The 24,088-nt window shown below is 68.9% G+C and carries 25 protein-coding genes; 7 read left to right on the forward strand and 18 right to left on the reverse strand.

All coding sequences use genetic code 11. The features are described from left to right. Positions 1–71: 71 nt before the first annotated feature. From AC2SGK_RS14815 to mutM, 7 genes are all read right to left on the reverse strand, one after another. Positions 72–710 carry a LysE family translocator gene (locus tag AC2SGK_RS14815; RefSeq protein ID WP_488324277.1) on the reverse strand — a complete coding sequence of 213 codons (639 nt, stop codon included), beginning with the start codon at positions 708–710 and terminating at the stop codon, positions 72–74. Further along, positions 707–1,783 (reverse strand): DNA replication/repair protein RecF, encoded by a 1,077-nt coding sequence (gene recF, locus AC2SGK_RS14820; RefSeq protein ID WP_488324278.1) that lies wholly within the window; start codon positions 1,781–1,783, stop codon positions 707–709. Before recF ends, AC2SGK_RS14815 begins: the two co-directional genes overlap by 4 nt. Beyond that, on the reverse strand, positions 1,780–2,898 hold the full coding sequence (gene dnaN, locus AC2SGK_RS14825) for a DNA polymerase III subunit beta (RefSeq protein ID WP_488324279.1): 1,119 nt from the start codon (positions 2,896–2,898) through the stop codon (positions 1,780–1,782). Before dnaN ends, recF begins: the two co-directional genes overlap by 4 nt. Before the next feature lie 86 nt (positions 2,899–2,984). Continuing rightward, positions 2,985–4,334 (reverse strand): chromosomal replication initiator protein DnaA, encoded by a 1,350-nt coding sequence (gene dnaA, locus AC2SGK_RS14830; protein WP_488324280.1) that lies wholly within the window; start codon positions 4,332–4,334, stop codon positions 2,985–2,987. A 521-nt stretch (positions 4,335–4,855) separates the two neighbouring features. Next, the gene (rpsT, locus tag AC2SGK_RS14835; protein WP_411837976.1) at positions 4,856–5,125 is read right to left on the reverse strand and encodes a 30S ribosomal protein S20; all 270 of its coding nucleotides are present in this window, start codon (positions 5,123–5,125) and stop codon (positions 4,856–4,858) included. 159 nt (positions 5,126–5,284) lie between these two features. Next, positions 5,285–6,061 carry an enoyl-CoA hydratase gene (locus AC2SGK_RS14840; protein WP_411837975.1) on the reverse strand — a complete coding sequence of 259 codons (777 nt, stop codon included), beginning with the start codon at positions 6,059–6,061 and terminating at the stop codon, positions 5,285–5,287. Between the two features lie 70 nt (positions 6,062–6,131). Further along, positions 6,132–6,977 carry a bifunctional DNA-formamidopyrimidine glycosylase/DNA-(apurinic or apyrimidinic site) lyase gene (gene mutM / locus AC2SGK_RS14845; protein ID WP_488324281.1) on the reverse strand — a complete coding sequence of 282 codons (846 nt, stop codon included), beginning with the start codon at positions 6,975–6,977 and terminating at the stop codon, positions 6,132–6,134. Between the two features lie 75 nt (positions 6,978–7,052). Here mutM and ubiE point away from each other — a divergent pair, with 75 nt between their 5' ends. Next, the gene (gene ubiE, locus AC2SGK_RS14850; RefSeq protein ID WP_488324282.1) at positions 7,053–7,799 is read left to right on the forward strand and encodes a bifunctional demethylmenaquinone methyltransferase/2-methoxy-6-polyprenyl-1,4-benzoquinol methylase UbiE; all 747 of its coding nucleotides are present in this window, start codon (positions 7,053–7,055) and stop codon (positions 7,797–7,799) included. Between the two features lie 4 nt (positions 7,800–7,803). Then, the gene (ubiB, locus tag AC2SGK_RS14855) at positions 7,804–9,336 is read left to right on the forward strand and encodes a 2-polyprenylphenol 6-hydroxylase (protein WP_488324283.1); all 1,533 of its coding nucleotides are present in this window, start codon (positions 7,804–7,806) and stop codon (positions 9,334–9,336) included. A gap of 10 nt (positions 9,337–9,346) precedes the next feature. Here ubiB and AC2SGK_RS14860 read toward each other — a convergent pair whose 3' ends face one another. The 11 genes from AC2SGK_RS14860 to pqqA all read right to left on the reverse strand — a co-directional run bounded on the left by AC2SGK_RS14860 (position 9,347) and on the right by pqqA (position 17,688). Then, positions 9,347–9,682, reverse strand: coding sequence for a hypothetical protein (locus AC2SGK_RS14860; protein ID WP_488324284.1), 336 nt, complete (start codon positions 9,680–9,682; stop codon positions 9,347–9,349). Continuing rightward, positions 9,679–10,293 carry a hypothetical protein gene (locus AC2SGK_RS14865; protein ID WP_488324285.1) on the reverse strand — a complete coding sequence of 205 codons (615 nt, stop codon included), beginning with the start codon at positions 10,291–10,293 and terminating at the stop codon, positions 9,679–9,681. Before AC2SGK_RS14865 ends, AC2SGK_RS14860 begins: the two co-directional genes overlap by 4 nt. A gap of 89 nt (positions 10,294–10,382) precedes the next feature. Then, complete coding sequence (locus AC2SGK_RS14870) at positions 10,383–11,702, reverse strand: ATP-binding response regulator (RefSeq protein ID WP_488324286.1); 1,320 nt, start codon at positions 11,700–11,702, stop codon at positions 10,383–10,385. Further along, positions 11,692–12,843 carry an FIST N-terminal domain-containing protein gene (locus AC2SGK_RS14875; RefSeq protein ID WP_488324287.1) on the reverse strand — a complete coding sequence of 384 codons (1,152 nt, stop codon included), beginning with the start codon at positions 12,841–12,843 and terminating at the stop codon, positions 11,692–11,694. The genes AC2SGK_RS14870 and AC2SGK_RS14875 overlap by 11 nt, the downstream gene beginning before the upstream one ends. Further along, positions 12,843–13,550 carry a response regulator transcription factor gene (locus tag AC2SGK_RS14880; RefSeq protein ID WP_488324288.1) on the reverse strand — a complete coding sequence of 236 codons (708 nt, stop codon included), beginning with the start codon at positions 13,548–13,550 and terminating at the stop codon, positions 12,843–12,845. Before AC2SGK_RS14880 ends, AC2SGK_RS14875 begins: the two co-directional genes overlap by 1 nt. A gap of 120 nt (positions 13,551–13,670) precedes the next feature. Then, a complete protein-coding gene (locus AC2SGK_RS14885) occupies positions 13,671–14,465 on the reverse strand; it encodes a quinoprotein dehydrogenase-associated SoxYZ-like carrier (RefSeq protein WP_488324289.1) in 795 nt (264 codons plus the stop codon). Between the two features lie 4 nt (positions 14,466–14,469). Continuing rightward, positions 14,470–15,606 carry a pyrroloquinoline quinone biosynthesis protein PqqE gene (gene pqqE / locus AC2SGK_RS14890; RefSeq protein ID WP_488324290.1) on the reverse strand — a complete coding sequence of 379 codons (1,137 nt, stop codon included), beginning with the start codon at positions 15,604–15,606 and terminating at the stop codon, positions 14,470–14,472. After that, positions 15,603–15,896 carry a pyrroloquinoline quinone biosynthesis peptide chaperone PqqD gene (gene pqqD, locus AC2SGK_RS14895; RefSeq protein WP_488324291.1) on the reverse strand — a complete coding sequence of 98 codons (294 nt, stop codon included), beginning with the start codon at positions 15,894–15,896 and terminating at the stop codon, positions 15,603–15,605. Before pqqD ends, pqqE begins: the two co-directional genes overlap by 4 nt. Beyond that, on the reverse strand, positions 15,893–16,645 hold the full coding sequence (gene pqqC / locus AC2SGK_RS14900) for a pyrroloquinoline-quinone synthase PqqC (protein WP_488324292.1): 753 nt from the start codon (positions 16,643–16,645) through the stop codon (positions 15,893–15,895). Before pqqC ends, pqqD begins: the two co-directional genes overlap by 4 nt. Beyond that, positions 16,642–17,523, reverse strand: coding sequence for a pyrroloquinoline quinone biosynthesis protein PqqB (gene pqqB / locus AC2SGK_RS14905; RefSeq protein ID WP_488324293.1), 882 nt, complete (start codon positions 17,521–17,523; stop codon positions 16,642–16,644). Before pqqB ends, pqqC begins: the two co-directional genes overlap by 4 nt. Positions 17,524–17,595: 72 nt before the next feature. Continuing rightward, positions 17,596–17,688, reverse strand: a complete 93-nt coding sequence (pqqA, locus tag AC2SGK_RS14910) for a pyrroloquinoline quinone precursor peptide PqqA (protein WP_111299049.1) — start codon at positions 17,686–17,688, stop codon at positions 17,596–17,598. Between the two features lie 155 nt (positions 17,689–17,843). On the opposite strand from pqqA, the gene AC2SGK_RS14915 reads away from it, so the two are divergent. The 5 genes from AC2SGK_RS14915 (at position 17,844) to AC2SGK_RS14935 (ending at position 24,079) form a co-directional block, all read left to right on the forward strand. Further along, positions 17,844–18,902 carry a quinoprotein relay system zinc metallohydrolase 2 gene (locus AC2SGK_RS14915; RefSeq protein ID WP_488324294.1) on the forward strand — a complete coding sequence of 353 codons (1,059 nt, stop codon included), beginning with the start codon at positions 17,844–17,846 and terminating at the stop codon, positions 18,900–18,902. Positions 18,903–18,990: 88 nt separating this feature from the next. Further along, on the forward strand, positions 18,991–20,346 hold the full coding sequence (locus tag AC2SGK_RS14920) for an ABC transporter substrate-binding protein (RefSeq protein WP_488324295.1): 1,356 nt from the start codon (positions 18,991–18,993) through the stop codon (positions 20,344–20,346). Between the two features lie 66 nt (positions 20,347–20,412). Then, positions 20,413–21,408, forward strand: a complete 996-nt coding sequence (locus tag AC2SGK_RS14925; protein ID WP_488324296.1) for a carbohydrate ABC transporter permease — start codon at positions 20,413–20,415, stop codon at positions 21,406–21,408. Further along, positions 21,408–22,541 (forward strand): carbohydrate ABC transporter permease, encoded by a 1,134-nt coding sequence (locus tag AC2SGK_RS14930; protein ID WP_488324297.1) that lies wholly within the window; start codon positions 21,408–21,410, stop codon positions 22,539–22,541. Before AC2SGK_RS14925 ends, AC2SGK_RS14930 begins: the two co-directional genes overlap by 1 nt. After that, complete coding sequence (locus AC2SGK_RS14935) at positions 22,538–24,079, forward strand: alpha-amylase family glycosyl hydrolase (protein ID WP_488324298.1); 1,542 nt, start codon at positions 22,538–22,540, stop codon at positions 24,077–24,079. The genes AC2SGK_RS14930 and AC2SGK_RS14935 overlap by 4 nt, the downstream gene beginning before the upstream one ends. Positions 24,080–24,088: the final 9 nt, after the last annotated feature.

The raw sequence follows: 24,088 nt of genomic DNA on the forward strand, positions 1-24,088 counted from the left end.
CCTGGCGCGGGCAAAGTCACGGCTTTCGCAGGGTTTTTCGCGTCCTTCGGCGGGATTTATCCGCGCCCCGCTCAGTGCCCCGCGGCCAGCTGCGCGGCGGCCAGCGCGACCCCAACCCCGATCAGCAGCCAGCCCGAGGCGATGTTCATCCGCCTCAGCCCCGCGGGCGTGCCGATCCGCTGGCGCAGCCCCGACAGCGCCGCCCCCATCCCCAGGTTCAGCAGGAACGGGATGCCGCCGGACAGGGCCGCGATGACCGCGATGTCCGCGCCGGTCAGGCGGCCCATGTCGAAGAAGCCGGGCAGCACGCCGACATAGAACAGCGCGGCCTTGGGGTTCCCGGCGATGGCCAGAAGCCCCGCGCCGAAGGCCGCCCATCCGCCGCGCACGGCCAGCCGCCCGTCGCGCGCCACCGGCCGCCCGGCATGGCGCAGCAGCGACACCCCCATCACCACGAAGACCACCACCGCGATCCAGCGCAGCCCCTCCAGCAGGGCGGCCTGGTCGCCCACCAGCAGCGTCAGCCCGAAGATCGCGATCAGCGGCCACAGCGTGTCGCCGATGGCCACGCCGATCGCCAGCGGCCAGACCCCGGCCCAGCCCCCCGACAGGCCGCGCGCCATGATCGCGACCCAGACCGGGCCGGGCGTCAGCCAGACGGCGACCATCGCGCCGCAATAGAGCCACAGGGCATGGGCGGTCAGGGTCATGGATCCTCGCTTGCGGCGGATGCGCCGTGGGTCTTGGTGACGGACAGATGGCGGGCGCGGGACCCGAAGGCGGCGAACAGCTCCGGCCCGGTGCCGGTCAGCACGCTCTGCGCGGGCAGGCCCGCCACGCGGTCGTAGAGGGCGGCGCGCCGGTCGGCGTCCAGATGGGCCGCGACCTCGTCCAGCAGCAGCAGGACCGGCTGGTCGGACAGCGCGCGCGCATTGGCCAGGATCAGCGACAGCAGCAGCGCCTTCTGCTCTCCGGTCGAGGACAGCGCGGCGGGCATGTCCTGCGGCCCCCAGCTGGCGCCCAGATCGACGCGGTGCGGCCCGCTCAGCGTGCGTCCGGCGGCCAGGTCGCGGCCGCGCATGGAGGCCAGCCGTTCTGCGATGCCGGCCGCGTCCGCGTCATCGGCATGCCCGTCCTGCGGCAGCAGCGACAGCCGCGCCGCGGGAAAGTCCGCGCCGTCGTCCTGCGCGGCCATGATCGCGGTCAGCGCGGCCAGCCGGTTGCGCGTCACCGCCGCCCCGGCCTCGGCCATCTGCGCCTCCAGCGCGCGATACCAGCCCGGATCGCCGATCTGGTCGCGCAGCAGGCGGTTGCGCTCGCGCAGCGCCTTGTCATAGCTCAGCGACAGGTCCGCATGGTCGGGGCACAGCGACAAAGTCACGCGGTCCAGAAAGCGCCGCCGCCCCTCGGGCGCGTCCGACCACAGCCGGTCCATCGCCGGCACCAGCCAGATGACCCGCAGCATCCGCGCCAGCGCGGTCTGGGGCACCGGCTTGTCATCCAGCAGGACGGTGCGCGTCTGTCCGGGCGGGGCCGCGGTCTCGACCGCCCGGTCGGTCAGATCCGCGCGGATGCGCCAGCCCGCATCGGGACCCTGGCGCGCCTGGTCGACCGCCGCCGCGCCGCGCAGGCCGCGGCCCGGCGCCAGCATGGACAGGGCCTCCAGGATGTTGGTCTTGCCGGACCCGTTCGGTCCGTGGATGGCCAGGGGCCGGGCGTCCAGGGCCAGGTCCAGCCGCGGCCAGGACCGGAACTGGGCCAGCCGCAGCGCCGTCAGCGTCACACGCGCATCGGCATGACGACATAGACGGCGCTGACATCGCTGCCCTCGCGGATCAGGGCGGCGTCGCCCGAGCCGTTGAACAGGAACACCGCATTGTCGCGATCGACCTGGCCCGCGATCTCCTGCAGGTATTTCGCGTTGAAGCCGATCTCCAGCGGCTCGTCGGCATAGGCGACGATCAGCTCCTCCTCGGCGGCGCCCGCATCGGGGGCGTTGACCGACAGGACCAGCCGGTCGCCGTCCAGCGACAGCTTGACCGCGCGCGACCGTTCGCTGCTGACGGTGGCAACGCGATCCACGGCGCGGGCGAAATCGGTGGCATCCACCTCCAGCTTGCGGCGGTTGCCCTGCGGGATCACCCGGCTGTAATCGGGGAAGGTCCCGTCGATGACCTTGGAGGTCAGCGTGATCGTGGGCGTGGCGAAGCGCACCTTGGTCTCGCTGACCGAAACCGCGATCTCGGCCTCGTCGTCGTCCAAGAGCTTGCGCAGCTCTCCGACGGTCTTGCGCGGCACGATCACGCCGGGCATCGCGTCCGCATGGACCGGCAGCGGCGCGTCGATGCGCGCCAGGCGGTGACCGTCGGTCGCCACGCAGCGCAGCACCGGGCCGTCCTCGGATTGCGCCACATGCATGTAGACGCCGTTCAGGTAATAGCGCGTCTCCTCGGTCGAGATCGCGAATTTCGACTTGTCGAACAGGCGGCGCAGCACGGCGGCGGGCGCCTTGAAGTTCGCGCTGTATTCGCTGTTGGCCATGACCGGGAAATCGTCGCGCGGCAGCGTGGCCAGGCTGAAGGAGGACCGTCCGGCCTGCACCGACAGCCGCCCCGCGGCGTCGTCGCTGGCCAGCTGGACCAGCGCGCCGTCGGGCAGCTTGCGGGCGATCTCGTTCAGCATCACGGCGCTGACGGTGGTGGCGCCGGGGCGTTCGACCTGGGCCATGGCGCGGTCGACGACCTCGGTGTCCAGATCGGTGGCGCGGAAGCTGACCCCGTCCGGCGTGGCCTCGATCAGCACGTTGGCCAGGATCGGGATGGTGTTGCGGCGTTCCACGACCGATTGGGCCTGCGACACGGCCTTGACCAGAACGGCGCGCTCGATCGAGAATTTCATCTGTTTCCCCTGTCCCGTGACCTTCCCGGCCCGTGCCGGACCTGATGCATAGCCGCCCGCGCAGGCAGTCACAAGATTTTCGTGGATCAGGCCTCCAGCATCCGCTTCAGCACGGCGATGTCCTCGACCATGGCGCTGTCCTCGACCAGCAGTTCCTCGATCTTGCGCACGCCGTGCATGATCGTGGTGTGGTCGCGCCCGCCGAAGCGACGGCCGATCTCGGGCAGGGACCGGCTGGTCAGCTGCTTGGACAGATACATGGCGATCTGGCGGGGCCGGGCGACGTTGCGGGCGCGTTTCGGACCCATCATGTCGGCCAGGCGGATGTTGTAATGCTCGGCCACCTTGCGCTGGATGTCATCGATGTTGATCTTGCGGTCGTTGGTCCGCAGGATGTCCGCCAGGCATTCCTGCGCCACTTCCAGCGTGATCTCGCGGCGCAACAGGCTCGCATGCGCGAAGAGGCGCTGCAGCGCGCCCTCCAGCACGCGGACGTTGGTGGTGATGCGATGCGCCAGGAACTCCAGCACGCCCGCGCCGATCTCCAGGTCGGGCTGCTGCGCGCGGAAGGCCTGGGTCTTGGACTGCAGGATGCCCAAGCGCAGCTCGTAGGTGGTCGGGTGCAGGTCCACGATCAGCCCGCAGGACAGGCGCGACTTGATGCGCTCCTCAAGGCCCTTGATCTCGGCGGGCGCGCGGTCGGCGGAGATCACGATCTGCTTGCCCTGATCGACCAGCGCGTTGAACGTGTGGAAGAACTCCTCCTGGGTGCTGTCCTTGCCGGCAATGAACTGCACGTCGTCGACCATCAGCATGTTCACGTTGCGGAACATGCTCTTGAAATCCATGATCGAGCTTTCGCGCAGCGCCTGCACGAAGCGGTACATGAACTGCTCCGCCGACAGGTAGAGGACCTGCGCCGACGGGTGGCGCGCCTGATAGTCATGCGCGATGGCGTGCATCAGGTGCGTCTTGCCCAAGCCCACGCCGCCATAGAGGAACAGCGGGTTGAAACCCACGGGACCGCCCTCGGCCACGCGGCGGGCGGCGGCATGGGCCAGCTCGTTCGGCTTGCCGACGATGAAGTTCCCGAAGGTGAAGCGGTTGTCCAGCGGCGCGCCCAGATCGGCGCGGGGGGCGCGCGCGGCGGGGGTCTCGGCGGGGGCGGCGGCTGCGGGCGCGGCCGGGCGGGCGGCGGTGCCCACGTCGAATCGCAGCCGCTCGACCGCGGCGCCGTTGCGGTTCAGGATCGACAGGATGTCCTTGGCGAAATGCCGTCCCACCCAGTCCGAGATGAACCGCGTGGGGCTGACGAAGCGCGCGGCCCCGTCATCGATGGCGGCCAGGCGGAGCGGCTTGATCCAGTGGTTGAAATTGTTCGGCCCCACGGCCTGCTCCAGCTCGGTGCATGCCTGTCCCCAGATCCTGTCCATCATCGTCCCGTTTCCCGTGCCTGTCCCCAATCCCCGCCGGGTTTTCCCGACGGGACAGCCGCCACGACGCTTGGGTCGGACAGGAAAACAGGACGCCCGGCGGATGCCGCGCATCCGCTTTCGGGCGTCGGCCCGGTCTCGATCTGGACAGGGATTCCCACCACCCGGTGGCAGCCGGATGCCGTGAACCCGAAGGCGCAAGAGATGATCTTCGCGGCCCGGCCATCGTCCCGGACAGATCAACCGATCTGTCCACAGGGCCTGGCCCGTCCCCAAGCGACGTGAATCGCATGGAGGAAACTAGCCCCAGCTTGTGGATAGCCGCAACCGAACTATGCGCTTGACACAAACTTGGTCGGGGCGAATCTGCGATGCCCTTGACTCGATTGACAATTTTAATAAGGCGCTGAATTCGTTCATCTTTCCCGAACATGGCGTGCGGAAAAGAAAATCGGGCGCAAGGCTTTCGCCTGCGCCCGATCGGGGTCGTGCCGGGGGAATCGCGGGTTCGCGACCCCTGTGGATCAGTTGGCCGAGAGGGCCTTCACGCGGGCCGCCAGGCGCGACACCTTGCGCGAGGCGGTGTTCTTGTGGACCACGCCCTTGGTCACGCCGCGCATCAGTTCGGGCTGGGCGGTCTTCAGCGCCAGGGCCGCGGCCTCGGCATTGCCCGAGGCGATGGCTTCTTCGACCTTGCGGATGAAGGTGCGGATGCGCGAGCGGCGGGCCTTGTTGACGTCGGTGCGACGTTCGATCTGGCGGGCGCGTTTCTTGGACTGGGGCGTGTTGGCCATGGGGGTCTTCCTATCGGGTCTGTTGCATGTCTGAATCTCGAACGTGCAAAAGCCCCATGGCGCCGTCCCTGATCCGGGACGGACATGATTCTTGCCAAAGCGGGCCCACACGCATGTAAGCCCGGGCCTATAGGCCAAGGCCGGGGAAAAGGAAACCCCCTACCGGTCGCGGAACTGCGCCTCGCGCTTTTCCAGAAAGGCGGCCATGCCCTCTTTCTGGTCCTCGGTGCCGAACAGCGCGTGGAAGGACCGCCGCTCGAACAGCAGCCCCTCGCGCAGGGTCGTCTCATAGGCGCGGTTGACGGCCTCCTTGACGGTCTTGGTGGCGATCTGGGACTTCTCGGCGATCTTGCGCGCGGCGGCCATCGCCTCGGGAATCAGCTTGGCGGTGGGCACGACGCGGCTGACCAGCCCCGAGCGCTCGGCCTCGGCCGCGTCCATGAAGCGGCCGGTCAGGTTCATGTCCATCGCCTTGGACTTGCCCACGAATCGGGTCAGGCGCTGCGTGCCGCCGATGCCCGCGACGACGCCCAGGTTGATCTCGGGCTGGCCGAACTTGGCGTTCTCGGCGCAGATGATGAAGTCGCAGACCATGGCCAGCTCGCAGCCGCCGCCCAGGGCGTATCCGCTGACGGCGGCAATGATCGGCTTGCGCACGCGGGTGATCGCCTCGATCTGGGCGCCGAACAGGTCCTCCTCATAGACCTCGACATAGGTCTTCGTGGACATCTCCTTGATGTCGGCGCCGGCGGCGAAGGCCTTCTCGCTGCCGGTCAGGACGATGCAGCGGACCTTGTCGTTGCGGTCGGCCTCCGACAGCGCGGTCGACAGCTCGTCCAGCAGGGCGCCGTTCAGCGCGTTCAGCGCCTCGGGACGGTTCAGCCGGATCAGGGCGACCTCGTCCTCGATCTCCACGATGATGGTTTCGTAGGCCATGGGGCTTGGACCTCGTTGGCAGATTGCGTGGCCTCCGTCCTAGCAGAGGCCCGCGCAGCCGTCCAACGGTTCACCGCTGGCAGGTCGGGCACCAGAAGGACGACCGCCCCGACTGCACGATCCGCGCGATGGTGCCAGGGCATCCGTCGCGCAGGCAAGGCTGGCCCGCGCGGTCATAGACGCGGAAGCTGTGCTGGAAATAGCCCAGCTCTCCGCTGGCCTGGCGATGGTCGCGCAGGGACGATCCGCCCGCCGCGATCGCATCGGTCAGCACGTCGCGGATATGGCCGACCAGGGCCGCGATGCGCGGCGCGCCGATCCGCCCCGCCGCCCGGCGCGGATCGATGCCGGCGCGCCACAGCGATTCGCTGACATAGATGTTGCCCAGCCCCGCCACGATCCGCTGGTCCAGCAGCGCCTGTTTCACCGGCACGCGCCGCCCCGCGAAGGCCGCGCGCAGGTAATCCGCGTCGAAGACCGCATCGAAGGGCTCGGGCCCCAGATGGTCCAGCAGCGGATGGGACGCACCTTCGCGGATCAGGTCCACCATGCCGAAGCGGCGCGCGTCGTTGAAGGTCACGGTCGTTCCCGCATCGGTGGTCAGCACGACATGGTCGTGGCGCGCATGGACGCCCGGATCGCGGTGGAACTCGCCCAGGCCCGCGCCCTGGACCAGCATGCGGCCCGACATGCCCAGATGCCACAGGACCGTGCCGCGCCCCTCCAGGTCGGCCAGCAGGTATTTCGACCGCCGCCGCAGCGCGGTGACGCGCGCCCCGGTCAGCACTTGCATCAGGTCCACTGGCAGCGGCCAGCGCAGGTCGGGGCGGTTGATCTGGGCGCGGGCGATGCGCGCGCCCTCCAGATGGGGCAGCAGGCCGCGGCGGACGGTCTCGACTTCCGGCAGTTCTGGCAATCGGGTTCCTTTCGTCGCATTGTGCGCGCGGCACGCCGGACCTATCTGGCAATGGAACAGGCAAACGGCAAGCGCATGACGGACAGCAAGACGACCCATTTCGGCTTTCGGACCGTGGACGAGGATCAGAAGGCCGGCATGGTCCATCAGGTCTTTTCCTCGGTCGCCTCGAAATACGACGTGATGAACGACCTGATGAGCGTCGGCATCCACCGCATCTGGAAGACCGCGCTGATGGACTGGCTGGCGCCGCGCGACGGGCAGCACCTGCTGGACGTGGCGGGCGGCACGGGCGACGTGGCCTTCCGCTTCCTGGACCGGGCGCCGGGGGCGCGGGTCACGGTCTGCGACATGACCGAATCCATGCTGGTCGAGGGGCGCAAGCGCGCCGAGGCCGTGGACCGTGCCGACCGGCTGGCCTGGGTCACGGGCGACGCGATGGCGCTGCCCTTCGCCGACAACAGCTTCGACCGCTACACGATCAGCTTCGGCATCCGCAACGTGACGCGCATCCCCGACGCGCTGCGCGAGGCGTACCGCGTCCTGAAGCCCGGCGGCCGCCTGGTGGTGCTGGAGTTCAGCCAGATCCCGGTGCCCGCGATGCAATGGGCCTATGACCGCTACAGCTTCAACGTGATCCCGGCCATGGGGCAGGCGGTGACGGGCGATCGCGACAGCTATCAGTATCTGGTCGAATCGATCCGCAAGTTCCCCGATCAGGACAGCTTTGCCGCGATGATCCGCGATGCGGGCTTCGGCCGGGTGCAGTGGCGCAACCTGTCGATGGGCATCGCCGCCCTGCATTCCGGCTGGAAATTGTAGGGCGATGCGCGGACCCCACAACATCCTGCGCCTGATCCGCACAGGCGCCACGTTCGAACGCACTGGCGCCATGGCCGCGGTGCTGGACGCGGTCGATGCGCCTATGCGCCTGCGGCTGGCCGCGCGGGTCCTGGGCTGGCCCTTCCGCTGGCTGGGATACAAGGGCGATCCGACCCTGCCGCCCATCACCCGCGCGATCACCGCCCTGGGACCGGCCTATATCAAGTTCGGCCAGATCCTGTCGACGCGCGCCGATGTCGTGGGCCCCGAGATGGCCGGACAGCTGCGCATGCTGCAGGACCGCCTGCCGCCCTTTCCGACCGAGGTCGCCAAGACTGCCATCGAGGCGGAGCTGCGCGCCCCCATCGATCAGCTGTTCAGCGAATTCTCCGAACCCGTCGCCGCGGCCTCCATCGCGCAGGTCCACCGCGCCCGCGTGCGCGAGACGGGGCGCGAGGTCGCCGTCAAGGTCGTGCGTCCCGGCATCGGCGCGGCCTTCAAGCGCGACATCGACGCGTTCCATTTCGGCGCGCGCCTGATCGAGCTGGTCTCGCCCGGCACGCGCCGCCTGCGCCCCCGCGACGTGGTCAGCCATTTCGAGAAGACCGTCTCCGGCGAACAGGACCTGCGGCTGGAGGCCGCCGCCGCATCGGAATTCGCCGAGAACACGGCCGGCGATGCGGGCTTTCAGATCCCGCGGCCGCATTGGGCGCTGTCCTCGCGCCGCGTGCTGACCGCGGACTGGGCCGAGGGGCTGCCGATGGGCGACCGCGAGGCGCTGATCGCCGCCGGTCACGACACGACCGACCTGGCGCGCCGGGTGATCCAGCTGTTCCTGTCGCATGCGCTGCGCGACGGGTTCTTCCATGCCGACATGCATCACGGCAACCTCAAGGTCGCGGCGAACGGCGACATCATCGCCTATGACTTCGGCATCATGGGAGAGATCGACGAATACACCCGCCGGGTCTATGCCCAGATCCTGTACGGGTTCATCCAGCGCGATTACCGCTTGGTCGCCCGCGTGCATTTCGAGGCCGGATACGTCCCCCGTGACCGCGACGAGGCCGCCTTCGCCCGCGCGCTGCGCGCCGTGGGCGAGCCGATCTTCGGTGCCGATGCCAGCCGCATCAGCATGGGCAACCTGCTGTCCTATCTGTTCGAGGTGACCGAACGCTTCGGCATGCCGACCCGGACAGAGCTGATCCTGCTGCAGCGCACCATGGTCGTGGTCGAGGGCGTGGCCCGGTCGCTGGACCCGAACCTGAATATCTGGGATGCGGCCAAGCCGGTCGTGTCGGATTACATCAAGGCCAGCGTCGGTCCCAAGGCCGCGATCAGCGACCTGACCCAGATCGCGCAGACCGTGGGCCGCTATGGCCCGCTGCTGCCGCGCATGATCGAGCGCGCCCTGTGGGAACGCGCCCATCCCGAGGAGACGCGGCTGACGCTGATCCAGGCCCGCCCGCCGGTGCCGCTGTGGCTGGTCGCGCTGCTGGCGCTGGCGGCAGGCGCGGGGATCGGCCTGTCGCTGTGACGCGCGGCGGTCAGAAGCAGATGATCTCGGCCTCGGCCTCGGCGCGGCGCAGGGTGGCCACGGTCTCGGTCAGGGCCGCCATGCCGCGGAACATCCCCGAGCGTTCGCCGCTGGTCTGGCGCATGCGCAGGACCGTCTCGGCGCCGACATAGTCCTTGTAGGGCAGGATCTCCGCGATGCGGTCGATCGCGCAGGAGCAGCGGTCCAGCATCTCGCGCGTCTGTCCGTTGGTCGCCATGCAGGCAAAGGCATATTCCACCCGCGCATTGGTCGGATAGTCGTTCACACCCTGCGCGCCCGCGGGCAGGGCCGACAGGATCACCGCCACCGCTGCCGCCCCCCTCATTGCAGCACCATCCGGTTGCGATAGGTCGCGCCCTCGGCGGTCTCGGCGCGCAATTCGCGGATCGGGGCCTCGGGGTCGGCCATCACGAAGGTCAGTGTCAGGGTCTGGAACCCGTTCATGCGCGCGGCATTCGGGTCTTCCGCGAAGGGGCGGAAGCTGGCCGTGACGCCGTCCTCGGTCCGGGCCAGGTCGCCGCCGCGGAACAGCGCCTCCTTCATGCGGTTGCGGATGTAGAAGGGGCTGCCCCCGGTCAGCGCCGCCATGTCGCGGGTGGTCTGCTCCAGAAAGAAGGTCAGGACCGGGTCCCCGGACGAGATCGGGAAGGGGCCGATCCTGCGGTCCACCGGCCCGGCCTCCTGGGTCAGCTCCAGCACCGGCTGCCGGTCGGACGGATCGATCCCCTGCGACAGGGCGATGCGCCCCTCCGGGACGGGGCGAAAACCCTCGGCGGCGGGACCCTCGACCGTCAGCGCCCATTCCAGCACCCGGTCGCCCAGATCCCAGGGGCCGCGTTCGGCAAAGACGGCATCGCCCGCCTCGGCCGCGTCGGCCGCGCGCGGGGCAAGGGCGGTCAGCCCCAGCATCAGGGCCAGGGCGATGGCACGGGTCATGGTCTGTCCTCCCAAACAATCCGCGGTCATGATGGGCGCGGGGCGCGCGCCTGCGCAAGCCCCGGCGCGGGCGGCATCCTCCCTTGGTCTTAGGCCAGCAGGCGGCCCAGGATCTCTGCCAGCTCGGGCGGGCGGACGGGCTTCTCCAAAAGATGCACCCCCATCGCCGCGCAGCCCCGCGCGATGGACGGGTCGCGATGCGCGGTGACCATCACGGCGGCCACGGGGCGGTCCGACGCGGCACGCAACGCCTCGATGGCGGCAAAGCCCGTGTCGCCGTTCTCCAGATGGTAATCGGCCAGGATCACGTCCGGCGGCTCGTCGCCCATGGTGGCCAGGGCCTCGGCCGTGCCGCCCGCGATGCGCGGCACCATGCCCAGCCTGTCGCCCAGGATCACCTGATAGCCGTGGCGCATCGCCGGGTCGTTCTCAATCACCAGGGCCACCCGGCCGCGCAGCGCGCGCGGCGCGACGTCGGGCAGCGGCGCGCTGTCCGCGATGCCCCCCACCAGCGGCAGCCCGACCCGGAAGGTCGTGCCGCGCATCGCCTCCGATGTCAGGCTCAGCGGATGGCCCAGCTTGGCGCAGGCGCGGCGCACGATGGACAGGCCCAGCCCCATGCCCGGCGTCGCCCCGTCATGGGCCAGGCGCTGAAACTCGTCGAAGATGCGGTTGCGGTCCACGGCCGGGATGCCGATGCCGGTGTCATGCACCGCCAGCCAGCACAGCGCCCCCTTGCGGCGCACGCCCACGACGACCCCGCCCTGCTGGGTGTACTTGATCGCGTTCGAGACCAGGTTCTGCGCGATGCGGCGCAGAAAGATCGGATCGCTGTCCACCACCGCCGTCGTCGGCACGAAGCGCAGCCGCAGCCCCTTGGCCTGCGCCAGCGGCGCGTATTCCGCCGCTAGGCGCCGGAACAGGTCGTCCAGCGGCACCGGCTGGCGGTTGAACTCGATCCGCTGGCTGTCCAGCCGCGAGATGTCCAGGACGGCGTGCATCAGCTGTTCGACGGATTCGAAGGCGCTGCCGAGACGCTCGGTCAGCTGGGTCTGCGTCGCATCCAGGGGGGTGTCGGCAAAGGCCGACAGGAACAGCCGCGCCGCCGACAGCGGCTGCAGCAGGTCATGGCTGGCCGCGCGCAGGAATCGCGTCTTGGACCGGTTCGCCTCCTCGGCCAGGGCGCGGGCGACGGCCAGCTCGCGGTTGCGTTGCGACAGGTCGGTCAGGGCCTGCTCCAAGTCGCGGGTGCGGGCCCTAACCTCCTGCTCCAGCGCGACGGCGGCCTGGAACATCGACCAAGCCGAACCGCGCGATTCCTCCAGCCGCTCGATCCGGTCGATCAGCACGGCGTTGATGCGCTTCAGTTTCTCGATCTGGCGCGCGGGCGGGTCGTCCTCACGCAGCATCCGGCGGCTCCAGGAAGGCCAGGCCCACGAAGGTCTGGTTCACATGCATGCCGCTGTGCTGCTCGCCATAGGTGTTGAACCCGGCCACGCGGTGGTGGCGATAGAGCTGCGACATGCGCTGCGTCAGCCCCGCCCGCTCCAATGCCAAACGACGCAGGATGCAGTCGAAGGCCAGCACCATCAGCGGCGGGCCGGGCAGGGCGTCCAGCATGTCCGAGAAGCCCTGGATCAGGTCCTCGGCCCGGCCGAGCGTCAGCACCGTGCCGGTATCGACCGAGGCCATCAGCGACAGGCCGTCATCCTCGGTGATGGCGCTGATCGCGCGCACATGGTGGCGCCCGCCCATGCGCAGCAGCAGCGGATGGCGCGCGAACTCGGTGGGCGTCAGGTCGGCGGGATCAAGTCCCGTCAGGCGGGCATATTCCAGCGCGGCGGGCTCGGCGTTCAGCTCCAGGATGCGGCGGCGTTCGGGCTGCGCGGCGGTGACGACGGCGCGCACCGGCGTGGGGCTGAAATGCGCGAAGGTGACCTCGTGGATCGCCAGGTCCGTCTCGATCAGCAGGAAGACCGCCACGTCGGACAGGACCTGCCCGTGCGACAGCAGATGGGTCCGCCGGAAGCGCAGCCCGTCGCCCGCCGATCCGCCCAGCACCGGCACCCCCGGCAGCGCGGCGTCCAGCGTGGCGACGACCACGTCCTCCTGCCCGGTCAGCCCGTCGCTCAGCAGCAGGCCGAACAGCCGCCGGTCGGGGGCGGGGGCGAAGTCATGCGCCATCCGCCGCAGTCGCCGCAGCCAGTCCGAGACCGGCAGCGAGGGCAGGTCCGCCAGCAGCAGGCAGGCCGTGCGGAAATGCCGGCGCGGAAAGCCGATCGCCACGACGCTGTCGCTGGCATAGCCCGACGGCCCGATCTCTCCGGCCGAGGAACAGCCCGCAAAGACGCAGTCGTCGGGCAGGCCGGGTGCAAGCTGCGCCTGCAGCCCGGCCAGATCGTCGCCCTGCGCGCCGAAGATCAGAACCAGAGACGGATGGGTGCCGCGCAGGCCGTCCAGCAAGGTCGCGGCCCTGTCGGTCGCGCCGTGGTCGGCCTGCACAGCGACCGGCCCGGTTGCGCCCTCCTTCGCAGCCGGGCCGGTGTCCATCACCCGGCCTCGAACAGCCGGATGGAATTGGCCAGAAGCACCGCCTGCGTGCGGCGGCGGGCGTTGATCTTGGACATGATGGCGGTGATGTGGGTCTTGACCGTGGCCTCGGCGATGGAGAGCTCGTAGCTGATCTCCTTGTTGGCCTTGCCCTGGCAGATCAGCCGCAGGATCTTCATCTGCTGCGGTGTCAGCGAGGCGAAGCGCCGCGCCAGGTCGGCCCTGGCCTCGTCGTCGTCGCCGTCCTGCGCGGGCTCATAGCCGTCCGGGGTCACCCGCTCCCCGTCCCACATGCGGCGCAGGCTGTCGACCAGAGCCTCTCGCGACAGCGATTTGCTGATATAGCCCTGCGCCCCGGCGGCCATGGCCGTGGTGATCATCGCCCCCTCCAGATCGGCCGAGATCATGGTGATCGGCACGCCCGGCAGCTGCCGGCGCAGCGTCACGATGCCCTCGGCGCCGCGCGCGTCGGGCAGGTTCAGGTCCAGGATCACGGCATCGGGCGCGCCCTGCTGCCGGATCTGCTCGACCGCGGTGGCCAGGCTGCGGGCGGTGCGGACGTTCTTGAGGCCGAAGCTGATCTTCAGCGTCAGCGCCAGCGCGTCGCACATCAGCGGATGATCGTCCACGATCAGGATCTCGCGGACCTGGTCTGCGGTGGGTCGCGGTGACGGCGCGGCCCGCACGCGTGCGGCGGCTGCTGTCATGGCCTTCCTCCCTGAATTGTGGCGGCGCCCCTCCTCCCCGGAAGGCGCCGACGCCTGCTCAGTCTAGGGTAGGATGCACATAAAGCAAGCGTCGTGCTGCGACGAAAGTCGGATGCGCGATTAGCTTTTGATGCCTTCTCTGTCCCCGGCGGGGAAGGTTTCGCTCCAGCGCCCGCCCTCGGTATCCTCCACCTCCACATGGATGTCCTGGCCGTTCGGGACATAGCGGAAGCGGAAGACCGGGTCCTCGCTGACCGAGATTCCGGCCGACATGGTGAACAGCAGATCCGCGCCCTGACGCACCTCCAGCCGGTCGATGAAATGGGCGGGGATGGTCAGCAGGCTGACCTGGTCGCGCTGCAGCCCGGAAAAGTTCGGATGCCGGATCATCAGCGTGCCGATGGCGGCGTCCTGCTGCGGCTCGCTGCGCCAGCGCATCTGGCCCATCGTCGCCTCGACCGCGGCCATGTCCTTGCCGGCGGGTGCCGAACAGCCGCCCGCCGCCTTGACGAAGCGCCCCGCCATCACCGGCGCCCCGTCCGCGCCCGTGGCGATGGCGCGCACGTCGGAATAGCTGTCCACGCGGACGCGGACCTCGAAATCCAGGGGCATCAGCGCCGCGCCGAAGCCGTATTCCGCAGCGACGGGGGCGGGATTCTCGTCGATGACAAGGGTCAGCGATTCGATGGCGGGGGCGCCTGCGGGCTGGGTCAGGCGGACCGGCACGATGGCCGCGTCATGGGCGCGGGCAGGGGCCTCCAGGTCCAGCACGCCCGCGTCGATGGGCGGGTCGGCATCCATGTCCAGCACCGCGCCGCGCAGATCTTCCCATGTCGGCGAGGGTTGCAGCGCGTTCTCCTGCGCGGTGGCGGGCGTCGCCATCAGCGCCGCCGCCAGGATCAGCCATCGTCCCATTGTCCTATCCTCCCTTGGACATCCTCCGATAGACGAAGTCGGTGGTCGTGGCGGCGGCGTCCCCTTCGGCGCGCGCCACGACCCCGGCATGCAGCGGAGATTTCGAACAGACCGGATCGGTCGCGCGCGCATCGCCCGCCAGCGCCATGGCCTGACAGCGGCAGCCGCCGAAATCCACGGTCCTGCGCTCGCAGCCGCGGCAGGGCTGGGGCATCCAGGCGGTGCCGCGGAACGCGTTGAAGCTGTCGGACAGGTGCCAGATGTCGGACAGCGACCGCTCCTGCACGGTCTCGAAGCGCATCCAGCCGATGGTCTGGGCGGCGTGGCAGGGCAGGACGGTGCCGTCCGGGCCGACATTCAGGCCGGTCGAGCCCCAGCCCCCCATGCAGGCCTTGGGATAGATCGCGTGGTGGTCAGCCGGGACATAGTCTATGACCATCCGCCCGCGCAGCCGGATGCGGGCCGCGTTCACCACTTGGCGCGCGAATTCGGCCTGTTCGCGGGTGGGCATCAGCGCGCCGCGGTTGCGGTCGGCCCATCCGTGGAACTGCACCGTCGCCACCTCGATCCGCCGCGCGCCGAGGCGTTCGGCCAGGTCGATCATGTCGGGCAGGCGCTCTATGTTCTGGCGGTGGACGACCGCGTTGATGGTCAGCGGAAAGCCGATCTCGGTGACCCAATCGCTGAACGCCATCTTCTTGTCCCAAGACCCTGGATGGCCACTGATGCGGTCGGCCATGTCGGGGCGGATGCCCTGCAGGGACAGCTGGACATGATCGACGCCCGCGCGGTCCAGCTCGATCAGCCGGTCGCGGGTGATTCCGATGCCCGAGGTGATAAGGTTCACGTAAAGGCCCGCATCGCGCGCATGCCCCACGATCTGCGCCAGATCGCGGCGCGCGCCGGGCTCTCCGCCCGAGATATGGACCTGCAGCACCCCCAGATCGGCGGCCTGCCGGAACACCCGGCCCCAGTCATCGGCGCCGATCTCCTTGGCGGCGCGGACAAGATCGACGGGGTTCGAGCAATAGGGGCAGGCCAGCGGGCAGCGATGTGTGACCTCGGCCAGCATAGCCATGGGCAGGCCGGGGGTGACGGGGTTGCCGTCCAGATCGCGCGGCTGGTCCTGCTGGTCCTTCATGACGCGTCCTTCAGGAAGACCATGCGCCGTTCGACCAGCCCGGTCAGGAAATCGCGCACATCGCCCGCAATCTGATCGGCGGGCGCGTTGTAGCGCGCGGCCAGCCCCGCCACGATCTGCTCCAAGCTGCGGGTGCCGTCCAGTTCCGACAGGATCGCCTCTCCGATCTGGTCCAGCTGCAGGGCGCGTTCGGGGGCCTGCAGTACGCGGATGCCGCGCACGCGGTCCCCCTGCAGCCGCACGCCGCGCGGCAGGTAGGGGACGTCCTGCGCCTCGATCAGCGGGGTCATGCGCGCATCCCCTCTCCGGGGCGCCAGGCGCCGGGGGGGATGTGGCCCTCGACATAGCCGTGCCACAGCGCGTCCAGCTGCGCCCAGAGGACGTCGGTCTTGAAGGTCAGGGCGGCGGCGGCGGCGTCCTGCTTCTCCGCCGTGTCGGCATGGGTCAGCACATAGTCGAGGCCGAAGGCCACGTCCTCGGGCGCCTCGGTCAGGCGTTTCCGGAAATAGGACAGGCTGCTGTCATCGGCGAAATCGTAATGCGCGAGCAGTCCCTCGATCCGCTGCGCATGGATGCGCGGCGCGAAGAGTTCGGTCAGGCTGGCCGCCACCGCGTCCAGCAGGGGCATGTCGCGCACGAAGCGGACATAGGCCTCGACCGCGAAGCGGGTCGCCGGCATGATGCCCACGCCCGACGCGACATAGTCGGGGTCCAGCCCCACCGCCTGTGCCAAGGCCAGCCAGCGGCGGATGCCGCCGCCCTCGGTCGCGCCGCCGTCGTGATCCTCGATCCGCTTGCGCCAGGCGCGGCGCAGGTCGGGGTCCTCGACCCGGCTCATGAAGGCGGCGTCCTTCATCGGGATGCGCGACTGGTACATCCAGCGGTTGATGACCCAGGCCCGCACCTCGTCCGGGGTGCAATGGCCGCCATGCAGCCGGGCGTGGAACGGATGGCGGTCGTGATAGCGCGCGGCGCCGATGGCGCGCAGCCGGGCCTCGAAATCCTCGCGGGACTGGGGGGTGGTCTGGACGTCCTTCACAGCGCGATCTCCATGCCGTCGCGGGCGATCCGCCAGCCCCGGGCCTCGGCCTCGGCCGATTGCGGGCTGGACGGGTCGCAGAGCGGGTTCGAATTGTTCATGTGGACCAGGATGCGCCGGCCCAGGGGCGTGCCGTCCAGCGCGGCGATGGTCTCGGTCACCGGCATGTGACCCATGCGACGGCCGGTCTTGTGGCCCAAGCCCATTCGGATCATCTCGTCATCACCCCACAGCGTGCCATCGAAGAACAGCGCATCCGCCCCCGCGATGCGGTCGCGCAGCCAGTCGGGCATCGCGGCACAGCCGGGGATGTACAGCGCGCGCCGGTCGCCCGCGCGCAGTTCAACCCCCACCGTGGTCTCTCCGATCAGGCCGGTCTCGACCACCGCGCCCTCCTGATAGAGCGGCACCTTGCCCGGCACGGCGAACAGGGTCGCGGACAGGCCGGGGGCCAGCGGGATGGTCCGGTCCAGCGCGACGGTGCGGCGCGGGACGTGATCGGGGTTCACCGCCGCCATCATCGGGTTCGCCGCCAGCGCGTCATGGATGGCCTGCGTCGCGAACAGATCGAAGGGCTGGCTCTCGCGCAGGGTCAGCAGCCCCGCCACATGGTCGATGTCGCCGTTCGTTACCAGCACGGATCGCAGCGGCACGGTCCGCGGCCCGGTCGGGTGCAGCGCCGGCGTCGCGGCCAGCTGCGCGCGGATGTCGGGCGAGGCGTTCAGAATCGCCCAGTCCCGCCCGTCCGCGCTGACCGCGACCGAGCTTTGTGTCATCGACGGGATGCGTCCCGCGCGCGCGGCATCGCAATGCCCGCAGCCGCAGTTCCATTGCGGCAGGCCGCCGCCCGCCGCCGCGCCGAGGATGATGATCCGCATCGGTTCCGCCTCATGACAGGGCCCCGCCCGAGCAACTCGGACGGGGCCGCAATCCTGCCTGTCCGGTCAGGCTCAGAACAGGACGGGTTCGTCCTCGGCCGGGGCGTACATGTTGATCTCCATGCCGCAGGCGATCTCGGTCAGGGTGGGTTTGGTCCAAGCCATGTTGTGCTCCTCCTACATGCCATGTGCCGCTCGGAAGGCGACTGGATTTAAATTTAGTCCAGAGGCAGGATGAATCAACACGACAAAGGTCGTAACCGCGTGACCATTTCGTGATGGCGGTGCCTTTCGGGGCGGCAGGGAGGGTTCGATCACCGATGTTTCACCTGATTCTGCCGGTCTGCCTGGCCCTGGCCACCGATCAATGTGCCGACATCCTTCTGCCCCGCGGCGATTCGTCCGACCCCGCGACCTGTCTGGCGGCGGCGGGTCCCGTCGTGTCGGACTGGATGGCGGGGCGGGAGGACCTGGTGGCGGGGACGCCCGCCTGCATCGCCAATGCCGACCTGCCCGCCCTGCCGCTGGAGGCGCTGTCGCCCGGCGTCCTGGTCCATCCCGGCCGGCCCGTCGCGATGGAGGACAGCGCCGACGGGCATATCGCCAATCTCGGCGTGGTCATCGGGCGCGACGCGGTCGCGGTGATCGACGCGGGCACCACGCGGGCGCAGGGGCAGGCGCTCTACGTCGCGATCCGGCGGCGGACCGATCTGCCGATCCGGCATGTCGTGCTGACCCATATGCATCCCGACCATGTGCTGGGCGCGGCGGTGCTGGCCGAGGCCGGGGCGCAGGTCGTGGCCCATCACGCCATGCCCGCCGCGCTGCAGGCGCGGGCCGACGGCTATCTGCGGCTGGTCCGGGACCTCTATCCCGCGCGGGACTGGATCGGCACCGCCGTCGCCATGCCCGACCGGCTGGTCGAGGATCGCGCCACGCTGGATCTGGGCGACAGGGAGCTGGACTTGCGCGCCTGGCCTGCCGCCCATACAGACAACGACCTGACGGTGACGGATCGCCGCAGCGCGACGCTGTTCGCGGGCGACCTGCTGTTCCGCGACCTGACCCCGGTAGTGGACGGGTCGCTGCGGGGCTGGCTGGAATGGCTGGACAGCGACCCGGCCGCCGGGGCACGCTGGATCGTGCCCGGCCACGGACCGGTCGGCGAATCATGGGTCGAGGTCGCGGGTCCGCAGACCGCGTTTTTGAAAGCGCTTGCCGACCGCACCCGCGCCGCGATCGACCGCGGCCTGCCGCTGTCCGAGGCCGTTCCCGACATCGTCAAGGCCTTGCAAGGATTGCGTGATCCGTGGAATGACTATGACGTCACGGTCGCGCGCGATGCGACCGCCGCCTACAAGGAACTGGAATGGGAATGAGAAGCGTTTGACAGATTCGTGAAATCTGGCAGATGTTGGCGTTAACAGCCCGGCGATCAGCGACCGGGCAGGCTTCTGGGAGGAAGACGTGAAAAAGACCTTCTACACGACCGCGGCGATCATCGCCCTGGGCGCCGGGATGGCGCAGGCGCAACTGGTGATCGAGCCGGGCAGCGACGACCGCATCAACTGGGCCAGCCTGGAGGAGTTCAAGGCCGCCCATCCCGATCTGGAGGGCCAGAGCTTCAACATCCTGGGCCCGTGGCTGGGCGGCGACCAAGAGCTGTTCCAATCGGTCATCGCCTATTTCAACGAGGCGACCGGCGCGCAGGCGAACTATTCCGGCTCCGACAGCTTCGAGCAGCAGATCGTGATCGACAGCGAGGCCGGATCGCCCCCCGACATGGCGGTCTTCCCGCAGCCGGGCTTGGCCTCGGACCTGGCGGCGCGCGGCTTCCTGCGGCCCCTGGGCCAGGAGACCTCCGACTGGCTGGTGGAGAATTACGCCGCCGGGGCAAGCTGGGCCGCGCTTGGCACCTATGCGGGCCAGGACGGGACCGAGCAGCTGTTCGCCTTCCCCTACAAGGCCGACGTCAAGTCGCTGGTCTGGTATGTCCCCGAGAACCTGGAGGATGCTGGCTATTCCGTCCCCGAAACCTATGAGGACCTGAAGGCGCTGACCGAACAGATCGCCGCCGATGGTGAGACGCCCTGGTGCATCGGCCTCGGATCGGGCGGCGCCACCGGCTGGCCCGCGACCGACTGGGTCGAGGATCTGATGCTCCGCACCGCCACGCCCGAGGATTACGACGCCTGGACGACCAACGCGATGCCCTTCAACGACCCCAAGGTCGTGGCCGCGATCGAGGAATTCGGCTGGTTCGCCAAGAACCCCGACTTCGTCGCGGGCGGCGTGGGGTCGGTCAGCGCGACCGATTTCCGCGAGAGCCCCGCGGGCCTGTTCGCCAGCCCCCCGGCCTGCTATCTGCACCGCCAGGCCAGCTTCATCACGACCTTCTTCCCTGAGGGCACGGTCGTGGGCGAGGATGCCGATTTCTTCTACATGCCCGCCCCCGCATCGGGTGATCTGGGCCAGCCCGTCCTGGGCGGCGGCACCATGTTCGCGGTCCTGTCGGACAACCCCGCCGCCATGGCCTTCGTCGAGTTCCTGAAGACCCCCGTCGCGCATGAGATCTGGATGGCGCAGCAGGGCTTCGTCACGCCCTATACCGGCGCCAATATCGAGGCCTATGACGACCCGACCGTGCGCCGCATGGGACAGATCCTGCTGGACGCGACGGTGTTCCGTTTCGACGGGTCGGACCTGATGCCCGGCGCGATCGGCGCGGGCGCCTTCTGGACCGGGATGATCGACTTTGTCGGCGGCGCTTCGGCGCAGGACGTGGCTGACCGCATCCAGGAGACCTGGGCGTCGCTGAACTGACGACCGACCACCGACCGGCGCGGCGGCGCAAGATCGCCGCGCCCTTTCTTCAGGCGGGAGATGGCAATGGAACTGCTGTGGTTGGCGGTCAGCACGATCGCGATCGGCGTCTTTGGCTGCGTGGCCTGGTTCTGGGGGTCGAACTGGCTTCTGGACCGCATCTTTCCGCCGCGCGGGCCGCAGGCGGGCGACAACATCCGCCGGGCGAACCAGATCCGCCCCTGGCTGTTTCTGGGACCGGCCATCCTGTTCCTGACGACCTATCTGATCTATCCGGTGCTGGACAGCTTCTGGCGGTCGCTGTTCAACGCGAACGGCACGCGGTTCGTCGGCGCCGACAACTATGTCTGGCTGGTGAACGACGCCAAGTTCCGCGAATCGATGGTCAACAACATGATGTGGCTGCTGGTCGTGCCGGCCCTGTCCACGGTGTTCGGCCTGATCGCGGCGCAGCTGACCGACCGGCTGAAATGGGGCAACATCGGCAAGTCGCTGATCTTCATGCCCATGGCCATCAGCTTCGTCGGCGCGGGCGTCATCTGGAAGTTCATCTATGAATACCGCGCCTCGGGCGAGACGCAGATCGGCCTCCTGAACTGGATCGTGACCCGCTTGGGCGGAGAGCCGCAGATCTGGCTGACGCTGCCGGTGTGGAACAACCTGCTGCTGATGGTCGTGCTGGTCTGGATCCAGACAGGCTTCGCGATGGTCATTCTGTCGGCCGCCCTGCGCGGCATCCCCGAGGAGACGATCGAGGCCGCCATCCTGGACGGCGCGTCCCCCCTGCAGGTGTTCTTCAAGATCAAGGTGCCGCAGATCATGGGCACCATCGCGGTGGTCTGGACCACCATCACCATCGTGGTGCTGAAGGTCTTCGACATCGTCTTCGTCATGACCAACGGGCAATGGGGCACGCAGGTGCTGGCCAACCTGATGTATGACTGGATGTTCCGCGGCACGCCCGATTACGGGCGCGGATCGGCCATCGCCATCGTGCTGATGATCCTGGTGACGCCCATCATGGTCTGGAACATCTACAACGCCCGCAAGGAGGTCCGCTGATGGAAGGGATGGCCGGACAGAAATCGTCGCTGGCATGGGCGGTCAACATCGCGGCCTTCCTGCTGGTGCTGCTGTGGACGATCCCGACCCTGGGCCTGTTCGTGTCGTCGTTCCGCGACCGCGACCAGATCTCCACCTCCGGGTGGTGGCAGTCCTTCTCGGGCTCGGTGCAGACCGGCTTCGTGCGCTCCGGGACGGGCGACGACCAGGTGCAGGAGGGCGACCTCTACGTCATCGAGGGCAGCGCGCTGGAGGGCACGCAGGAGCTGACGGCCTGGGGCACCAATGCCCGCCGCCCCGCCGAGTTCGAGCCCGGCGCCACCGTGCCGCTGGAAGACGGGATCGAGCTGACCGTGACCGAGGACGGCAGCTATCGCATGACCTCGGCCCAGCCCTTCGAGATGCGCCGGGGCGAGCGGATTTTCACCACCACCGTCTCTCCGCCCTCCTTCACGACCGAGAACTACAACCGCGTGCTGACCGCGGGCGGGCTGGGGCGGGCCTTCATGAACACCATGACGGTGACCATCCCCGCGACCGTCATCCCGATCCTAATCGCGGCCTTCGCGGCCTATGCGCTGGCCTGGATGGAGTTTCCGGGCCGCGCGCTGCTGACGGCGGCGGTCGTGGGGCTGCTGGTCGTGCCGCTGCAGGTGGCGCTGATCCCGCTTCTGCGGCTGCACAACGATCTGGGCATCGGCAAGGGCTATCTGGGCATCTGGCTGGCCCATACCGGCTTCGGCCTTCCGCTGGCGGTCTATCTGTTGCGCAACTACATGGTCGGCCTGCCGCGCGAGGTGATCGAGAGCGCGCGCGTGGACGGCGCGACCGAGTTCCAGATCTTCCGCCGGATCATCCTGCCGCTGTCCTTCCCGGCCCTGGCCAGCTTCGCGATCTTCCAGTTCCTGTGGGTCTGGAACGACCTGCTGGTCGCGACGGTGTTTCTGGGCAACACGCGTGAGCAGCTGGTCATGACCGGCCTCCTGCGCGAGTTGATGGGATCGCGCGGAGGTGAATGGGAGATCCTTGCAACCTCCGCCTTCATCTCGATAGCGGTACCCCTGCTGGTGTTCTTCGCCATGCAGAAATACCTGGTCCGCGGATTGCTGGCCGGTTCCGTGAAAGGTGGATGAACTTGACTGAACAGACGACGGATTGGTGGAAGGGCGGGATCATCTATCAGATCTACCCGCGCAGCTTTCAGGACACGACGGGCGACGGGGTCGGCGATCTGGCCGGCATCGCGCAGCGCCTGCCCTATGTCGCCTCGCTTGGCGTGGATGCGGTCTGGATCTCGCCCTTCTTCACCTCGCCGATGAAGGATTTCGGCTATGATGTCAGCGACTATTGCGGCATCGACCCGATCTTCGGCCGGATGGAGGATTTCGACTGGCTGGTCGAACGCGCCCATGAGCTGGGCTTGAAGGTGATGATCGACCTGGTGATGTCGCACACCTCGGACCAGCACCCCTGGTTCAAGGAGAGCCGCGCCAGCCGCGACAACCCGCGCGCCGACTGGTATGTCTGGTCGGACCCCAAGCCGGACGGGACCCCGCCCAACAACTGGCTGTCGATCTTCGGCGGCAGCGCCTGGCAGTGGGATGCGAGGCGCGAGCAGTACTACCTGCACAACTTCCTGACCTCGCAGCCGGACCTGAACTTCCACAATCCCGCCGTCCAGGATGCCCTGATCGAGATGGCGCGGTTCTGGCTGGACAAGGGCGTGGACGGCTTCCGGCTGGACACGATCAACTTCTATTTCCACGACGCGCAGCTGCGCGACAACCCGGCCCTGCCGCCGGAGCTGCGCAAGGCCGACACCGCCCCCGCCGTGAACCCCTACAACCACCAGAGCCACCGCTACAGCAAGTCCCAGCCCGAGAACCTGGCCTTCCTGGAGAAGTTCAACCAGGCGCTGACGCCCTATGGTGCGTCGGTCGTGGGCGAGATCGGCGACAGCGAGCGCGGGCTGGAGCTGCTGGAGGACTATACCGGCGTGCCGGGCCGGGTGCAGATGTCCTATGTCTTCGACTTCCTGTCGGGGGACGACCTGCCCGCCGCGCGCGTGGTCGAGGTGTTCGAACGTCTGCAGGCCATCGCGCCCAATGCCTGGCCGTGCTGGGCCATGTCGAACCATGACGTGGTCCGCCATATCAGCCGCTGGAACCTGAGCGAGCAGGCCGCCAAGGCCTATGCGACGGTGTTGGTCTGCCTGCGCGGGTCGGTCTGCCTCTATCAGGGCGAGGAGCTGGGCCTGCCCGAGGCCGAGCTGCGCTTCGAGGACCTGCGCGACCCCTACGGCATCGAGTTCTGGCCCGAGTTCAAGGGCCGCGACGGCTGCCGGACGCCGATGGTCTGGGACATGGGCGTGAACGGCGGCTTCTCGACCAGCCAGCCCTGGCTGCCGGTGCCGCATGCCCATCTGCAGCGCACCGTCGTGGGCCAGGAGGCCGATGCCCAGTCCATGCTGCACCATTACCGGTGGGCGATCGGGCTGCGGCGCAAGCACAGCGCGCTGCGCGGCGGCACGATGACCGACATCCGCGCGCAGGGACCGGTGCTGTCCTTCCGCCGCGCCGACGCCCAGCAGACCCTGCAGATCCGCGCGAACCTGTCCGACCAGGACGCGGAGGGGCTGACGCCCTGGCAGGTCCAGATCATCGAAGGGTAGGGGGAACCG

The organism is Paracoccus sp. NIOT.M2S5SZ12 (assembly GCF_057748165.1).

Coding starts and splice junctions, on each gene's coding strand:
- dnaA (WP_488324280.1), bottom strand. CDS start 4,334: ATGATGGACAGGATCTGGGGACAGGCATGCACCGAGCTGGAGCAGGCC.
- rpsT (WP_411837976.1), bottom strand. CDS start 5,125: ATGGCCAACACGCCCCAGTCCAAGAAACGCGCCCGCCAGATCGAACGT.
- pqqA (WP_111299049.1), bottom strand. CDS start 17,688: ATGGCTTGGACCAAACCCACCCTGACCGAGATCGCCTGCGGCATGGAG.
- AC2SGK_RS14925 (WP_488324296.1), top strand. CDS start 20,413: ATGGAACTGCTGTGGTTGGCGGTCAGCACGATCGCGATCGGCGTCTTT.
- pqqE (WP_488324290.1), bottom strand. CDS start 15,606: ATGAAGGACCAGCAGGACCAGCCGCGCGATCTGGACGGCAACCCCGTC.
- AC2SGK_RS14885 (WP_488324289.1), bottom strand. CDS start 14,465: ATGGGACGATGGCTGATCCTGGCGGCGGCGCTGATGGCGACGCCCGCC.
- ubiE (WP_488324282.1), top strand. CDS start 7,053: ATGACGGACAGCAAGACGACCCATTTCGGCTTTCGGACCGTGGACGAG.
- AC2SGK_RS14870 (WP_488324286.1), bottom strand. CDS start 11,702: ATGCTGCGTGAGGACGACCCGCCCGCGCGCCAGATCGAGAAACTGAAG.
- pqqD (WP_488324291.1), bottom strand. CDS start 15,896: ATGACCCCGCTGATCGAGGCGCAGGACGTCCCCTACCTGCCGCGCGGC.
- AC2SGK_RS14935 (WP_488324298.1), top strand. CDS start 22,538: ATGAACTTGACTGAACAGACGACGGATTGGTGGAAGGGCGGGATCATC.
- AC2SGK_RS14915 (WP_488324294.1), top strand. CDS start 17,844: ATGTTTCACCTGATTCTGCCGGTCTGCCTGGCCCTGGCCACCGATCAA.
- AC2SGK_RS14880 (WP_488324288.1), bottom strand. CDS start 13,550: ATGACAGCAGCCGCCGCACGCGTGCGGGCCGCGCCGTCACCGCGACCC.
- AC2SGK_RS14875 (WP_488324287.1), bottom strand. CDS start 12,843: ATGGACACCGGCCCGGCTGCGAAGGAGGGCGCAACCGGGCCGGTCGCT.
- ubiB (WP_488324283.1), top strand. CDS start 7,804: ATGCGCGGACCCCACAACATCCTGCGCCTGATCCGCACAGGCGCCACG.
- AC2SGK_RS14865 (WP_488324285.1), bottom strand. CDS start 10,293: ATGACCCGTGCCATCGCCCTGGCCCTGATGCTGGGGCTGACCGCCCTT.
- AC2SGK_RS14930 (WP_488324297.1), top strand. CDS start 21,408: ATGGAAGGGATGGCCGGACAGAAATCGTCGCTGGCATGGGCGGTCAAC.
- AC2SGK_RS14840 (WP_411837975.1), bottom strand. CDS start 6,061: ATGGCCTACGAAACCATCATCGTGGAGATCGAGGACGAGGTCGCCCTG.
- AC2SGK_RS14815 (WP_488324277.1), bottom strand. CDS start 710: ATGACCCTGACCGCCCATGCCCTGTGGCTCTATTGCGGCGCGATGGTC.
- pqqB (WP_488324293.1), bottom strand. CDS start 17,523: ATGCGGATCATCATCCTCGGCGCGGCGGCGGGCGGCGGCCTGCCGCAA.
- AC2SGK_RS14860 (WP_488324284.1), bottom strand. CDS start 9,682: ATGAGGGGGGCGGCAGCGGTGGCGGTGATCCTGTCGGCCCTGCCCGCG.
- dnaN (WP_488324279.1), bottom strand. CDS start 2,898: ATGAAATTCTCGATCGAGCGCGCCGTTCTGGTCAAGGCCGTGTCGCAG.